We start from the raw sequence: 16343 nt of genomic DNA, 5'->3' as shown, positions 1-16343 counted from the left end.
TTAAACTCCTGATACTTTTGCGAGAACAAAGACTTTGCCCTGCTCGGTTTTGACTTCAAATGGACTGGCCACCAAATTGGTATCTTCAATGCAAACCCCTGTCACCAGGTTGTAATGCTGCTTATAAAGCGGCGAGGCCACGCAAAGTTCACCTTCCATTTCGCAAATCAATCCTCTTGCCAGCAGACTCACGCCTGATGCTGGGTCAACATTGTCTAATGCGAATAAGCCATCTTTACCTAGGTTAAAAATGGCAACCGCATTACCCCCTACCCATGCAGCGACCCCAGAACCTTGGGGCAGACTGGTTTCATCACAAATATTTATCCAACTCATGCTACAACCTCCTCAGTGATATCGTTTGTTTGCACATCAGTAATATCGCGAATAGCGATAATCCCTGCCCCTGCATCTTTAATGGCGGGAAAACGCTGTTCACGTATGCGTTGATAGGCTGAAGTGTCCGCTTTAGGGGCATCTGCCGGGTTAACAAACTCATTGAAGCGGCTTAGGAATGATGGCTGTTCAAGACTGGTTTTCCACTCACATTGGTAAGAGGCGACAATGCTGTCCATTTGTTTTTCAAGCTCAGTGTTAAGACCTAGTGCATCATCAATAACCACCGACTTTAAGTAGCCTAAACCACCTTCTAACGAGTCCATCCACGTTGAAGTACGTTGTAATTTATCGGCTGTTTTTACGTAGAACATCAATACTCGATCGATATATTGGTATAGCTCTGCTGTGCTTAAATCGGTTGCAAATAAATCACCATGTCGCGGGCGCATACCACCATTACCGGCAACATATAAATTCCAACCCTTGTCAGTTGCTATTACACCAATGTCTTTGCTTTGGGCTTCTGCACACTCACGGGTACAACCTGATACCGCAAATTTTAATTTATGAGGACTGCGTAAGCCTTTGTAGCGATTTTCTAAATCAATCGCTAAGCCAATCGCGTCTTGCACGCCGTAACGGCACCATGTGTTGCCAACGCAAGATTTAACCGTGCGCAAAGATTTGCCGTACGCATGACCGGTTTCAAAACCTGCATCAATCAGTTTTTGCCAAATTTCAGGTAATTGCGATAACTGCGCACCGAACATATCGATACGTTGGCCGCCGGTAATTTTGGTGTATAGGTCATAATCTTGCGCGATTTGCCCCATAGCGATAAGTTTGGCAGGGGTAATTTCACCGCCAGCAATGCGCGGCACAATTGAATAAGAGCCGTCTTTTTGCAGATTACCTAAAAACGCATCATTAGTGTCTTGTAATTGCACATGGCTATTGTCTTGGTTTAGTACATATTGATTTTGTAAACTGGCAAAAATGGATGCTGCTGCAGGCTTACAAATATCACATCCATAGGTGTGACCTTGGGGTGAAGGTTTGCCATGCAAGGTCATTAAGGTCTCAAAATCATTAATGCCTTCTACCTGACAAAGGTGATACAAGGCTTGACGGTCATGATCAAAATGAGCACAAATTCCCGCATTAAAATCTAGCCCTTGCGCTTGTAATGTTTGGTCAATAATTTTTTGCACCATAGGTGCACAGCCACCACAACCCGATGCGGCGCGAGTACATGATTTGATTTCAGCCATTTTATGATTGCCGGCTTTCACTGCATCGACAATATCGCCTTTGGTCACCTGATGGCATGAACACACTATTGAAGTGTCTTTTAAATCTGCTTCAGATTCTGCGCCCGCTAATAACAACTCAACCGCTGAGCCGATAATTTCATCCTGCGATAAATAAGCCTCTAATAAACGGCTGTAGTCGCTATTATCGCCCACCAGCACGGCGCCCTTTAAAAATTTGCCGGTTTCATCTAACCAGAGTTTTTTGTAAATACCCGCTTGATTATCAGATAGCTCGACAAACTGTGCATTATCAAAACCACGACTAGCGCCAATTGCGGCAACATCTACACCCAGCAATTTTAGTTTGGTGCTCATATCGGCGCCGGTAAAGCTAGCGGCTTTATTTTTAGGTTCTAAAATAGATACCGATGCGGCGATATGCGATGCCGCAACACGGGCCATTTGATAACCCGGCGCGACTAAGCCAAATATTTTTTGTTGCCATAAAGCGCACTCACCAATGGCATAAACATCAGGTGCTGAGGTTAAGCAGTAATCGTCAATTTCAATGCCGCCGCGCTCACCAATATTAATGTTGGACACTCTTGCCAATGCATCCTGCGGACGAATACCGGCAGAAAACACGATCATGTCGGCTTCTAAATATGATTCATCACTGAATGTCATTCGATGCAATGCGGTTTCACCATCAATAATTGCAGTAGTCGCTTTAGAGGTATGAACACTCACCCCGAGCTGCTCAATTTTGCTACATAACAAATCACCGGCTTTGTCGTTAAGCTGAACCGGCATCAATTGCGGTGCAAACTCAACCACATGGGTTTTTACTCCTAACTGCATCATGGCATTGGCCGCTTCAAGCCCCAATAAACCACCGCCGACGACCACGCCCACTTTACTGTTGTTGGCTGCGGCTTGAATATCTTGTAGGTCTTCAATGGTACGATAAACCAGACATTGCTGACGGTCGTTGCCTTTGATCGGTGGCACGAATGGAAATGAGCCTGTCGACAGAACTAAACGGTCATATTGATATTGCTCGCCTTTCGCGCTGGTGAGTGTTTTAGTGGCAATATCAATGGCGGTAATTTGGGTATTAAGGTGTAAATTAATACCCCAATCAGCATAATCTTGCGCACTGGTTAGCATAAGAGAGTCGGCTGTGCCGGTTTCAAAATACTTGGATAATTGCACCCGGTCATATGCCGGGCGAGGCTCTTCACCAAAGACATGTACATCAAATTGTTTATTCAGCCCCAGGCTACACAATTGTTCAATAAAATGATGACCAACCATGCCATTACCCACGACAACTAACTTAGATTTTGTGACTGCCATATGCGGCTCCTTCATGCCTTGGTTTATTAAAAACAAAAGGCGCCAACTTCGTTTAAGAAGTTGGCGCCTTTGCCATAATAAAACCCAATTTTTAATGTAAACCTTTACTGATATTGATGTTGCAGACTACATGCCAAAAACAATTTCATTATCAAAAACATTTACTACTTTTAAAACAATAACCTACAACCTAGCTATTACTCACATTTCTGCTTGCTACGTTCATATTAAGCGCAGTCGCACCATAATGAGGCGCACTGCTTTCTGGCATAACCGATATTCCTGCATTTTTTGCAGCCTGACCGGGTGTCATCACGGCAATAATTTGTGCGGACATTTGAGCCACGCTGACGCCTTTTTGCATTGCTTGTTGCTGAATAATTTGGTGTGCTTTTGCTTCATCAAATCCTTGTTGCATTACAATTATTTTGGCTTGGTTCAAGAGTTTTAGACCTTTAATCTCATCAGCTAATTTTTTGAATTCTGCGATACTTTTATTGGCGGCATTCAAACGCGCCCTGGCCAAATCAACTAAGCTCAGTAATCGACTGGCGACCATAATGTCGGGGACAAAAGTGAGTCGACCACAGGCCAACAAGCCTTCTAATTGCTGAGGTTGCCACTGATTAACATTCACAATAATGGCGGTGGGTTGGTTTAACAGGCTACGCTGAATAAAACCATCAATCAGCCCTTCTAGCGTGTCAGTTAATACTAGTAAAACATCAAAATGTGTCGAAATTCTTTCAACCGCACTGATTGAATTCACGACACTGACTTTGCCCAGAGAGGCTAAAACGGTTTGATAATCAGCCAAGCGCTGCGCCGCGGTATCAAGCACAGAGAAGGTAGGATCGGATAAAATTACACTGTGCATGATTTCTCCTTGGCAGTTAACGGAGATGTGATTAATGACTGAGATAATTGGGCCGGATTAATATGTGTTTCAGATGCGCTTATTGGCACTAATCGCCCAGTCCACCAGCACTGACTCAGAGTCATATTATTCGCAAGAACAAGACTATTAGCATGTAAAACGTCATGTAAACTCAACACCAAACACAGCGTAGCTTGCACACTGCTTAACGCTTGCTCATGCATTGCAGGCGTCATTGGTTGAGTGCGACAAGATGAGGACTCATTAAGATGTAGATAGCTTAATTCTGTGGTGTTTTCTGTGCGCCAAAGCTGCGCAAGTATTTCACTAGGCAGTTCTGCCTGGCCTACTTTTGCACCAGAAAAGCCCTCCAACAATGTTGGTAGCTCAAATGCACTAAACTGGACATTATCCCCAGAGTATTTCACGACTTGAACATCAGTTGTTACTCGGGGATTTATTTCCGTCTCGCCTTGTAAGCCTTTAAAAATACCGACAACACCTTGTTGGTAGACATCTTCAGTAAATAATTTTTCTGCCACTTTTTGATGCAATTCATCAAGCCCAGGATGAAAATAACTGCGTAGGCTCAATGGCGCATTGCTAGGGTTGATGCAGCGAGATGCGGTTTGAATAATGCTTCTTAAGCCGAGTTCTTGATGCAACAAACGGCAATCATCTAACACTGGGGCTAAATCACCTGCAGGCACATAGACTATGCCGCTATCATCCAATGCTTGTTGTGCTTTTTCTGCCGTTTGACACAGGGCAATATCTAATGCTTGAATGCAAGACTCAACATGTCGACGATGGGGCAAGGCCTGACTATCACCGTGTAACATAATCCGCATACCTTTGCGGGCTAACATCTTTGCCACCAGCAGTAGCCAAGGTAACTGCTCACGTTTTCCGGCATAAACAGGCCAATCTATATCAACGTTTAATTTCCCCCAAGCAGGATTAATAGTGTGTTTAAGCCCAGCAACAACACCTGCTACCTCTGCCACGGTTTCGCCTCGCACCCGCATTAGCATCATTGCACTGGCCATTTGGGCTTTAGTGACTTTGCCCTTGGCAAAACCTTGAATTAACAAACTGGCTTCGGCAAACGTTAAACTGCGTGAGCCTTTTTCGCCCTTGCCAAGCGCTTTGATCAATAATCGAAAGTCAAAGTCTTCAACAGAGGTGAGTTCAAGCGGTCCAATTTTAGGCATATAACACCTCAAATGATTCGCTTTGGGGGAATGAATGCTGGGTGTTATCGTCAATGTCTGCAAGTAACTGCGACAACTGCAACCCGACACTGACCACTTCACCGATAATAATTAGCGTTGGCCCTGAATTTTTAATGGTTAATGCATCGTGCCCCATATTACCGACGGTTGAATAAGTGACTAATTGATTGGGACGTCCGCCATTAGTGACAAAAGCAACCGGCAGATTTGCCGCGCACATGGCGTCAATTAACCCATGTGAAATTCCTACAGCTTGCTCTTTGCCCATATAAAACACTAAGGTAGATTGCGCCGCGAGTAACGCCTGCCATTGTGTTGGCGCATTGGCATTATCGGCATCGGTCATTTTAGTACCGGTAATTAAAGTGACACTGCGCGCGACACCTCGAAAAGTCAGTGGAATACCTGTGCTGGCAGCACTGCCCAAAGCAGCGGTAACCCCGGCAAAAAACTGCGAGCGCACTCCATGATTAGCGAGATAAAGTGCTTCTTCAGCGCCGCGACCAAATATATGTGGGTCGCCACCTTTTAAGCGCACCACTTTTAATCCTTGTTGAGCTAAGGTCAGTAATAAAGCATTAATGTCATCCTGCTGAGTACTGGACTGACCACAACGTTTACCGACAAAATGACGTTGGCACTGGGCATTCACTAAGGTCAAAATATCGCTACTGACTAGGCTATCGAACACTAATGCTTCTGCTTGTGCCACCATGCGTGCGGCTTTAATTGTCATCAAATCTAATTGACCACAGCCTGCGCCAACAATAGCCACTTCTCCACCTTTGAGAGTTTGTTCTGCACTAAGTGTCTGATGGGTATTTTTAATCATGGCTTCGACATTATTCATTAGGCAACATCCTCTTTGACTGGATTGGTTTGTTGATACTCGGTATCTGAGTCACTGCAAGCATCTGTGTAGGTAAGTGCTTCAGCCCAATGCGCGGAGGCGCACTGGTTAACTTCACTTTGGCAACTGCCACATTGTCGACCACAACCTAATGTGGATTGCGTCACATCTAAAGCCTGTTCAAAAATAAGGTTAGTAACACCTTGGTTAAATACTTGTTGATTAAACTGCAGATTAATTTCATCGCCGATATCAGCTTCAGTCATGCCTGTACAGGCACAAATTAATGGGCTATTTCCAGCTTTAATCTGTTGATGAAGTTGGCCTAATAGCTGGCTATTTAAGGTTTTACCAATAAATGCACCCATAGGTTCTAATGCCACATTCACCGGTTTGTCAGATAACAGTTTCAACGCAATTAACTGCCCTTTTTGGATATTGCATTGAATGTGCAATAGCTGATGCCCAGATTGACAAACTCGCGTTAAGGTCCACTTTAATGAATAGGGCGTGGCTTGATATGCAAAACCATCTTGTTCGTTTTCAAAACCAATATGATGACAAATACCATTGGTTAACGTTTGAGCCACTTGCCAACAAAGACCTGCGGCCGCTTTGTCATGAATGCCAAATACCACCCCTTGCAGAGCTAATATAACCGGCGATAAAGTGACAGCTTGGCATTTAAATCCTGGCTGAAGTGAAATGGGATCAACTCGACTATCAATGACTTGATTAATCCCTTGGGTCAGTGAAAACTGCTTTGACCAGTGCATAGACATGGACGCAACATCGACTGGCATGTCTTTATCTGCGACCACACGCGCCATTGTAAAATCTTGGGAGGTTGATTTTGTTTTTTGTTCAGCTTGAATACGGGCTAACCCACCTTCCACTAGATTAAATAAACCCAGTTGTTTTGGATGTAAATGGATCACAGGTTCTGGCACGCTGGCGCGAAGGCTAGCAATATGGCCTGTGCGAGTCATGGTGTGCCACTGATCTCGACTGCGGCCACTATTAAGCAACAAAGCGGGTAAGTTTTGGTGGCTATTTTCAACACCATTCACTGATTGTCCTTTGGCTAAGTGAGTGGATACGTTCGCAGGCGTAATAAACTGTGCTTTACCGCTGACAGTTGCAAACTGGCCATTTGAAAACACACGCTGATGTCGCTGACCGATTTGCTCAATGGTTGCGACTGGCCACTGTGTTGGCACTAAATCATCATATTGAGTTTTCGTTAATCCAGCGAGTCCGGCAAGATTAAAGTGTTTATCTGGAAAAGCTTGTTTCACTTTGGCACTAAGTAATGCAAATTCGCTAAATACACTGGCATTATGTTCGAAATCAAAGCCGTTAAAGCCCATTTTAATCGCCACTTGGCTCACCGCCCACCAATCTGGTTTTGCCTGACCTTTTGCAGTGATAAAGCTGCGTTGGCGGGTAATAGTGCGCTCGCTATTAGTGACTGTGCCACACTTTTCGGACCAACCTTGGGCGGGAAGCAATATATCCGCTAGCTTAGCGGTGTCAGAATCAGGACTCACTTCAGACACCACCACAAACGGGCAATCGGCTAGTGCTTTGGCAATTTTAGCGCTATTAGGCAGCGATACCACAGGATTAGTGCCCATAATCCATATGGCTTTTATTTTGCCATCGGCTAACGCATCAAACATATCGACAGCCGCTAAGCCTTTTTGTTTAGCCACGGTACCGCATTGCCAAAAGTCCGCCAGTAACGCCCGCTCATTATCAGCAAATCCCATATGACAGGCTAATTGAGTAGCCAAACCACCTACTTCTCGCCCGCCCATGGCATTAGGCTGTCCGGTCAGCGAAAAGAATCCGGCTCCAACCTGGCCTATTTGGCCTAATGCAAGATGACAATTAATTATCGCATTAGTGATATCGGTGCCATTCACTGACTGGTTAACACCCTGGCAGGTGGCAGTAACGACTTGCTCATGCTGACTAAAAAGTTGGTAAAACTGTACTAAGTCTGAATAAGCCACCCCAACAGAGTCGGCAAGTGTTTGCAGGTTTTTACTGAACTGTTGTGCGTGGGTAATGGCTTCAACAACACCTTCTGTGTGAGCATGAATATAGCGTTGATTTAGTGTGTTGTTATCTGCAATAAAGCCCAGCAAGCCAACAAATAAGTCTAAATCTGCCCCTGGGTTTATCGCTAAATGTAAATCAGCTTGCTTAGCGGTTGCGGTTGATAACGGGTCGACTACGACCAATTTGCAGCCATTGGTTTTTCTTGCTGCTAAAATACGTTGAAATAAAACCGGATGGGTCCAGGCGGTATTGGCACCAATTAAGACAATAACTTTTGCATGCTCAAAATCTTGATAACATCCGGGTACCACATCTTCACCAAATGCACGTTGCATTGCACTCACTGCTGAAGACATACACAGGCGTGAATTAGTGTCGACATTAGCGGTTTTTAAGAAACCTTTAACAAACTTGTTGGCAACATAGTAGTCTTCGGTAAGCAACTGACCTGATAAATAAAAGGCCACTGAATCTGAACCATATTGATCAATGGTTTGCTGAAATGTATCTGCAATTAATTGTGTAGCTGCATCCCAATCAAGTGGTTTACCTGAGCGCAACTTAGGATAGCGCAATGTGTGGGGCTGATTCAGACTGTCTAATAAACGTTCACCTTTAGCGCATAGCTGACCAAAGTTAGCAGGGTGAACATTGTCGCCTTGCAACATCAACCCTAAGCCGGTTTTACCAAGTGTGTGTGTTGAATTTTGGCTGATGGTTAATCCACAGCCAACACCACAATATGCACAACTTGATTGAATATCCGTCATTCCTACACCTATCTTCTCGCTACAATAATTGCATTTAATATCGCAACTAGCGTGCCAAATTTATACCGGATTGAAATTAAAGGTTTTTTATATATTTACTTAGGAAAGTAATCGAAAATTGCGCAGCCAAAGTGCAACAAGTCGCACCAATGTTGCGCATCTTATTGAAAACAAAGTAATTAAAATACCTCTTTAGAGGTATAGAGATTTAGCGAGGTGGGTTATTTGAAGGCGATAAAACAAAGTAGACAATGATCGATAGTATTGAAAAAATGTCGCAAAAAGTGTTGATATAACACCATCATCAACACATTAGCTTTCGCACTATTTAGCCACGCGACCATCATCGTGGCAGGCTTCGCAAGCAGGTTGTTCACCTACATTCACTTCATGTACCGCATGACAATCGACACACATCAACATGCCATCATGCGGTTTATGGTTATCATTCATTTTAGCTAATGAACCATGGCAACTTTGACATTGTTCAAATTCATATCCACCGTCAACCGAAGGTTCTTCATTTACATGACAGCTTTCACACCCGTTCATGCCGGCATGAAAATCAGCTAAGTTTTCCTCTGCGGCAGACGCGCCAATTGAAAAAGTGAGCACAGCAAAACAAACAGCGAATAGGGAACATAAGAAAATATTTTTCATATCAACCTCTTTTTATCCACGCTAGCCACAATGGTATTGAATAAAGGTCATTATTCATGATTGAGACTTTATATGGATGATTTTTTTAGCTTAAATCCAATTTAGTCGAACTACCGTACTTAAGCAACTATCATGTTATAACAAGACCTTAGCATTGAAGCTGAACTTGAAACGAGCGCTACATCAATACATCCATAATAAAAGTTATAAAACAAAAACTGGAGCACAAGGCTCCAGTTTAGTGGTGTTTATTTTACCGGCAATATTAGCTGTTCTTTAAAGCCGCAATGCGTTTTTCTAGTGGTGGATGGCTCATCATAAACTCAGCCATAGAACGCTTACCGCTAATACCTAACGCTGACATTTGAGCTGGCATTGCACCGGCTTCTGGGCCCGTTTTTAAACGTTCAAGCGCAGCGATCATCTTATTCTTACCCGCTAAACGTGCAGCACCTTCATCGGCTCTAAACTCACGTATACGAGAGAAGTAAGCCACAATGATTGAAGCTAAGATACCAAACAGCATATCTAATACAAACACCACGGCCATATAGGCAAACATACCTAAACCTTCACCTTCTTCACTGTTACTAGAGACAACATTATTAATAATACCCGCAACGACGCGTGCTGCAAAAATAACGAACGTGTTCACTACACCTTGAATTAGCGTTAACGTTACCATGTCACCGTTAGCAACGTGGCTAACTTCATGGGCTAAAACGCCTTCAATTTCATCCTGGGTCATGCCATAAAGTAAGCCTGAGCTTACCGCAACCAGTGAATTATTCTTACTTGGGCCAGTAGCAAACGCATTCATTTCAGGTGATTGGTAAATTGCCACTTCTGGCATTTTTATACCTGCTTGCTCAGCTTGACGAGCAACGGTTTCAACTAACCAGCGTTCAGTATTATCACGTGGATTGGTGATCACTTCACAACCCATGGTTTTCTTTGCCATCCATTTTGAAATGGCTAAACTGATAAAGGCGCCACCAAAACCGAAAATGGCAGCAAACACTAATAATCCACTCATCGTAGAAGTGTTAACTCCTAGAATAGACATTACAATTGAGGCCACTAGCAAAATTGCCATGTTGGTCGCAATTAACAAAAAGATACGCTTCATTTTAGCTCCTGTGTTGGCAAGATTGCCGATATCAATACATTCTACAGACATAATATGTCCGGTAAAATGATTTTCAAGGTATTGAAGATTAAATATGATTTAATCAACCAAGATACATTATTACGCGCAGATTTTAGGTACAGATACTTAATTGAAACTTAAATGTCGCTAAACAAAAACCGGAGAGTTATCTCTATTATCTTGCTGTGATTAACTTTGTTAATATGGGGATAATCGACTGTGGTTATTGAAGAAAAAAAGGATATTTTATGTCAGTGAATGCTTTATTATTGAGCGCTTCTAGAGTGGGTGACACCCCGTATTTACAGCATGCTGTTGAGCTTATAAAACCATTGTGTATAGCAGGACAAAAATGGCTGTTTATTCCTTATGCAGGTGTTGGTATAAGCTACAGTGAATATTTGGAAAAAGTCCGCCAAGGCTTAGCTGATTTACCCATCAGTATCAGTAGTATTGATGAATACGGCGATCCAAAACAAGCCATAAAAGATGCCGATGGTATTTTTATTGGTGGCGGTAATACGTTCCAATTACTCAATGAATTATATCGTTATGATTTAGTTCACCTGATTAAACAGCAGGTCAGTGAAGGTAAGCCTTATGTGGGCTGGAGCGCTGGTTCTAACATTGCAGGCTTGTCAATTCGCACCACCAACGATATGCCGATTATTGAGCCGCCTTCATTTACCGCTATCGGCCTAGTGCCATTTCAAATAAATCCACATTACAGTAATTATCAAGCACCGGGCCATAATGGTGAAACGCGTGCCCAGCGTTTATATGAGTTTACCCAAGTGGATCCGCTCACCCCCATTATTGCTATTCAAGAAGGTACTGCACTTAAGCTCGCTGATAGTAAGCTGACATTAGTGGGTAACAAGCCAGGCTATTTGTTCCAGGGTGAGCAGCAAGAAGTGCCGATTGAACCTGGCACAGATTTATCACAGTACTTATCCTAATATAATTTACTTACAGTGACTTTTTACAACTGTAAGTACTGATAATCATTTAATTCAATACCCAAGATGTGGATTAGCCACAGGGTATTGAATTACTTTACATCAAGCTTATCATTACTTGTTGAAGCAGAAGTGGGTTCAGATTCAGGTTTAGCATCTGTTTCACCTAATTGCTTACACAAGGGTTCATCATCTAACTGAGCCATTTGAGCAGATGCAGATGACAATGGTGAAGAGACTGTTGTGGTGTTTAAAGGTAAGTCTTCTGACTTAGTAAACACCTGCGCAGACAATTCAGCCGTTGCGGTATGAGATAATTTATCCACTAGTCGGTAGGCCACTATCACACCCGCAAGACCAAAAATAATTGAACCGATAATCTGGCCAATTAACACGCCGTAAACCTCGCCCCACTGCGCACCAAAGTAAACAAATGGAATGGTACCAATTGTGGCTTTACCCACATTGAAAAAGGTTGAATATTTAGCCTTGCCCAAATTATTGAAAGAAGCATTGGCGACAAACAATATTCCCGAAAAAATGAAAAACACTGCAATATACTGACAGAAGAACAATATCAGCTCTGCAGCATCGCCTTTCATATCAAAACCGCTCACAATGTGATGACGAAGTAAGAATAATATGAGTGATACGCTGACAACATAAATCACACAGAACTGAATCGCTTTATTCAAACTTTGTTTAACTCGATCAAATTCATTAGCACCAAAATTTTGTCCTACAATTGGCCCTACTGCGCCAGATAGCGCAAAAATCATCCCAAAACTAACCGGGATCAACCGGCCTAAAATAGCCCAACCAGCGACATAACTGTCACCAAAATCAGCAATAGCCCGGGTGACTACCGCATTGCCTATCGGTGTGGCGATATTGGTTAGCATTGCCGGCCCTGCAATCGCAAAAATAATCGGTAAATCCTGTTTGAACTCATCAAAGTTAAACTTGCCTACCAGCTGATGTTTAATTAAAACCCCATGCCCTGCAATGAACAATACGGCAAAGCGCGAAAATACTGATGCTACAGCGGCGCCTTCAATCCCCATAGCGAATACAAAAATAAAAATCGGATCAAGAACCGCATTAACACCGCCACCCGCTAATGTCGACATCATCGACAACTTGGCATCGCCTACCGCTCGAAGTGCGCCGCCCAGTGCCATTGCAAGACAAATTACCGGTAACGATGGCACTAATATATATAAATAACTTTGTGCAAGTTCAGCGGTGTAACCTTTGGCACCAACAAGGGCAAGTAACTCAGGAATAAAGCTCATCACGATCAATGCCACCAGCACACTGATAATGAATGTCACCACGGCACAGTTTAAAAATAAGCGTTTTGCTTGATCACTGTTTTTGGCTCCAATAGATCTTGAAACCAAAGCACCCAGAGCAATAGATAATCCAATCCCTATCGAAGTAGTAAAAAATGAAATAGTCCCAGCATAGCCCACAGCAGCCGCAAGCTCTTGCTCACCCAGCAAACTTAAAAAGAAGATATCTAATAAATCAACGACAAATAATGCTGAGATCCCCACTGCGGCAGTAGAGCTCATCACTAATATATGTCGTAAAATCGGCCCTTCGACAAACTTGGCTGTGGTCATGCTTATCCTTTGAAATGTTCCCGATTATCTTATACGGCTTTATTAGGGTTATACGTCATTATTTAGCATATAAAAAAGAGCAACACGTTATGGCTGAGTGAGCGAAGCAAGCGACTCTAATTCACTACCACAATGATTACAAAACTGGGCGTCATTATCATGGCCTGCCTTGCCACAATTACTGCATTTACGCAGATCACGTACCTTGACCATTTCTTGAGAAATCTCAGCGGTTAAAATACCGGTCGGAATGGCTATGATTGAATAACCTATCAACATGGTTAATGCAGCTATTGCTTGACCCAGTGGTGTTTGTGGGGTGATATCACCGTACCCGACAGTGGTGATAGTCACAATGGTCCAATACATAGATTTAGGAATTGAGCTGAAACCATTATTAGGACCTTCAACCACATACATAACGACGCTTAATACCAATATTATCAAGCTCACCGAAAAGAAAAATATAAACACCTTTCGGCTTGACTGAAGCATAGCTTTTAATAATAAATTACCGTCAGCAAGAAAGCGTAATAACTTCAGTACTCTGAATACCCTAAATAATCTCAATACCCTAATAGCAAGAGCAAAATTTGCCCCTGGGAAGATCAATGCTAAATAACTTGGCAGAATGGACAATAGATCCACTATGCCAAAAAAACTGCGAGCGTAAAGTAAGCGATTTTGCGAGCAATAAAGCCTAAGTGCATATTCAAAGGTAAATATGATGGTAAATATCCACTCACCAATCAGAAAAAAATTACCATAATCGGCATGAAAACTATCAATTGTGTCTAAGCTTATCAGCAATATACTGGCCACAATCGATATCAAAAGCACAATATCAAATGCTTTACCCTCAGGGGTATCTGTACCAAAAATGATGGTCCGTAAACGCTGTTTTAGCGGCGAGTCGTCTAAGTTTGCTTCGTTCATACTCGTTTAACTCAAATCCTGAAAAAGATATCTAACATAACCATACCATTTACAAACGGATAACGTTAAAATCATTTCAATTAACTGATTAGCCGAGTAAAAGCGGCTAATTTACCCGCATTGTAAAAATAATAATATTCATTATACGGAGATATCATGCACTTGCGTTATTGGCTTTTCGCCCTCAGTATTGCTTGCCCTTTATTTGCCAGTGCTTCTTCAGCTCAGCCACATGCTAAAATCGATTTAGTGGTGGTCAATAAGTCCGAATCTCGTATGTCAGTGATGCGCGACGGTAAAGTATTAAAAACCTATGTTATTGCGATGGGAGATGCTCCGCAGGGACATAAATTAAAAGAAGGCGATCAACGTACCCCGCAAGGACGTTACGTACTTGATTATAAAAAACCTGACAGCGCGTTTTACAAATCTATTCACATTTCATATCCCAATGATGAAGACAAACTGCGTGCGCAAGCGTTAGGCATCAGCCCTGGCGGTATGATAATGATCCATGGTCAAAACCCTCGTTCATCCATGTCACCGGAAGAAGCGCAAAGATACAATTGGACTAACGGTTGCATTGCTGTCACCAACAAAGAAATGGATGAATTGTGGCGCATGATTGATGAAGGCACGCCTATTGAGATTTGGCCATAATCAACAGGCCATTTAAGCAGGCCATTTAAGCAGGCCAAAAATTTGGATTATTTATGAATTACAGCGTTTTACAACACACTTGGCCAGACTTTAGCTTACAAACCCAAGCTTTTATCAACAAGCTTGGTTTAGCCTCGCTATCGTTAGCTTGTGATCACGCCGCTTTACGCGTCAATAATAGCCAAACCGCCCAAGCACTTGCAGATGAATTTGCTCAGCTAGGTGAAGTCATTTCAAATAATATAATTAATGGTCGGCCCATTTTAATTATTAAATTATCTGAACCAATGTTGATGGGAACGACAGCGATTGAATGTGTTGAACTGCCCTTTCCATCAGATAAAGTGTATCCAATGGAAGGCTGGGAGCATGTAGAGTTAGTGTTCCCGTCAAATGCGCAAACCTGTGATGATTTAGCATCCCAGTTAATCGCCCATGTACCGCAACTTGCAGAAGTCATTGCCGGAAAAACCGAGATAAAGGTCAAATTGAGCTCGCCTAAAGGTGACAATGAGCGCTTAGCGAATCCTACCATCGCGTTTAAGGCGAATGGCATTTGTGTCAAAGTGCATCCGCATGATATTCAAAAAATTATCGAAAGTGAGCAAGCTAACTCACCTTTTACGGTTATTGATAAACTAACTCGCGACTAAGCTTCGCTCTGTACAGTGGATCTTCTAGATACATATAGATAAAAAAGGAGAACCTCTTTGTTCTCCTTTATATCAATCTAATTCTTGAAGTCTACGCAATCAAACCGCTATTTTTTAGCTGTTTTTTCCGCAGCTAACACACTCGACATAGATGGCACGATAGACACAGGATCTAAACGCATTTGAAACCAGTTCAAACGCCAGTCTAAATGTGGCCCAGTTACACGGCCTGTTGCGCCTATTTCAGCCAGTTTTTGGCCTTGAGTCACTTTATCACCAACCTTTGGATATAACTTACTTAAATGTAAAAATGTCGAACTAACACCATAACCGTGGTCAATAATTAATGTCCCACCCGAGTAAAACATGTCTGGTACCGCTAAGGTAATCACACCGTCAGCTGGAGATACGACGACTGTACCCGTTGGTCTAGCGACATCGACACCAAAGTGCGGGTTACCTGGTACATCGTTATACACACGCTGACTGCCATATACCCCTGAAATCCGCCCCGTTACTGGCCAAATAAAATCCTGCATAAAAGCGTATTGTTCAATAAATGTCTCACGGGCGGCATAGGTTTTCTTACTGTCTTCAGCTGCACGCTTTTGCGCGACAGGATCAGGCTTCATAATTGTGGTACTGATCCCAGTCACACGATCAATTTTATATTCGCGACTGGTAACCTTAATAGGCTTAAGCTCAGTTAACCCTGTTGGATAGGTGACCTCCAACATTTGCTCGGCTTTAGCATCGCGGTCAAAACCAATAGCAAATTGCCCTTTGGGGGTGACTTTTACAGGTCCACCATTAAGCTTAATGCTACTGCCCACTGGCACAGTACCGCGCACCAATGCGCCCTGTTCAAATTGACCTTGAAAGGTAATTTCAGCGCTAGCTGGAGATATAAGCACACCCGATAGTAAAGCACTGCAAGCTACCGCAAA

At 42.9% G+C, this 16343-nt stretch carries 14 protein-coding genes; 3 read left to right on the top strand and 11 right to left on the bottom strand.

All coding sequences use genetic code 11. From position 1 onward, the window contains the following. From nirD to htpX, 8 genes are all read right to left on the bottom strand, one after another. Nucleotides 1-336, bottom strand: coding sequence for a nitrite reductase small subunit NirD (gene nirD, locus ACRWQM_RS06120; protein ID WP_434931585.1), 336 nt, complete (start codon nt 334-336; stop codon nt 1-3). Then, nucleotides 333-2951 carry a nitrite reductase large subunit NirB gene (gene nirB, locus ACRWQM_RS06115; protein WP_434931584.1) on the bottom strand — a complete coding sequence of 873 codons (2619 nt, stop codon included), beginning with the start codon at nt 2949-2951 and terminating at the stop codon, nt 333-335. Before nirB ends, nirD begins: the two co-directional genes overlap by 4 nt. 190 nt (nt 2952-3141) lie before the next feature. Further along, complete coding sequence (locus tag ACRWQM_RS06110) at nt 3142-3828, bottom strand: ANTAR domain-containing response regulator (protein WP_434931583.1); 687 nt, start codon at nt 3826-3828, stop codon at nt 3142-3144. Then, nucleotides 3816-5042 (bottom strand): glycosyl transferase, encoded by a 1227-nt coding sequence (locus tag ACRWQM_RS06105; protein WP_434931582.1) that lies wholly within the window; start codon nt 5040-5042, stop codon nt 3816-3818. Before ACRWQM_RS06105 ends, ACRWQM_RS06110 begins: the two co-directional genes overlap by 13 nt. After that, nucleotides 5035-5913 (bottom strand): uroporphyrinogen-III C-methyltransferase, encoded by an 879-nt coding sequence (gene cobA / locus ACRWQM_RS06100; RefSeq protein ID WP_434931581.1) that lies wholly within the window; start codon nt 5911-5913, stop codon nt 5035-5037. The genes ACRWQM_RS06105 and cobA overlap by 8 nt, the downstream gene beginning before the upstream one ends. Further along, nucleotides 5913-8750 carry a molybdopterin oxidoreductase family protein gene (locus ACRWQM_RS06095; protein WP_434931580.1) on the bottom strand — a complete coding sequence of 946 codons (2838 nt, stop codon included), beginning with the start codon at nt 8748-8750 and terminating at the stop codon, nt 5913-5915. The genes cobA and ACRWQM_RS06095 overlap by 1 nt, the downstream gene beginning before the upstream one ends. Nucleotides 8751-9074: 324 nt before the next feature. Then, complete coding sequence (locus ACRWQM_RS06090) at nt 9075-9410, bottom strand: cytochrome c3 family protein (RefSeq protein ID WP_434931579.1); 336 nt, start codon at nt 9408-9410, stop codon at nt 9075-9077. Between the two features lie 265 nt (nt 9411-9675). After that, nucleotides 9676-10539, bottom strand: coding sequence for a protease HtpX (gene htpX, locus ACRWQM_RS06085; protein WP_434926580.1), 864 nt, complete (start codon nt 10537-10539; stop codon nt 9676-9678). A 269-nt stretch (nt 10540-10808) separates the two neighbouring features. Between htpX and pepE the strand changes: the two genes are divergently transcribed. Then, nucleotides 10809-11519, top strand: a complete 711-nt coding sequence (pepE, locus tag ACRWQM_RS06080; RefSeq protein WP_434931578.1) for a dipeptidase PepE — start codon at nt 10809-10811, stop codon at nt 11517-11519. A gap of 92 nt (nt 11520-11611) precedes the next feature. Here pepE and ACRWQM_RS06075 read toward each other — a convergent pair whose 3' ends face one another. Together ACRWQM_RS06075 and ACRWQM_RS06070 are read right to left on the bottom strand one after the other, a co-directional pair. Beyond that, on the bottom strand, nt 11612-13147 hold the full coding sequence (locus ACRWQM_RS06075; RefSeq protein ID WP_434931577.1) for an MATE family efflux transporter: 1536 nt from the start codon (nt 13145-13147) through the stop codon (nt 11612-11614). Nucleotides 13148-13234: 87 nt separating this feature from the next. Beyond that, the gene (locus ACRWQM_RS06070; protein ID WP_434931576.1) at nt 13235-14083 is read right to left on the bottom strand and encodes an ion transporter; all 849 of its coding nucleotides are present in this window, start codon (nt 14081-14083) and stop codon (nt 13235-13237) included. A 156-nt stretch (nt 14084-14239) separates the two neighbouring features. Between ACRWQM_RS06070 and ACRWQM_RS06065 the strand changes: the two genes are divergently transcribed. Beyond that, nucleotides 14240-14743 (top strand): L,D-transpeptidase family protein, encoded by a 504-nt coding sequence (locus ACRWQM_RS06065; RefSeq protein ID WP_434931575.1) that lies wholly within the window; start codon nt 14240-14242, stop codon nt 14741-14743. Nucleotides 14744-14796: 53 nt separating this feature from the next. Beyond that, complete coding sequence (locus ACRWQM_RS06060; RefSeq protein ID WP_434931574.1) at nt 14797-15396, top strand: VOC family protein; 600 nt, start codon at nt 14797-14799, stop codon at nt 15394-15396. 107 nt (nt 15397-15503) lie between these two features. Here the strand turns inward: ACRWQM_RS06060 and ACRWQM_RS06055 are convergent, their stop codons facing one another. Continuing rightward, complete coding sequence (locus ACRWQM_RS06055) at nt 15504-16310, bottom strand: M23 family metallopeptidase (RefSeq protein WP_434931985.1); 807 nt, start codon at nt 16308-16310, stop codon at nt 15504-15506. Nucleotides 16311-16343 lie beyond the last annotated feature (33 nt).

Source organism: Shewanella sp. HL-SH5 (assembly GCF_051163755.1).
Taxonomy (GTDB): domain Bacteria; phylum Pseudomonadota; class Gammaproteobacteria; order Enterobacterales; family Shewanellaceae; genus Shewanella; species Shewanella glacialimarina.
Note: the sequence above shows the minus strand (reverse complement) of the source record. Positions and strands in the feature narration are given on the sequence as shown.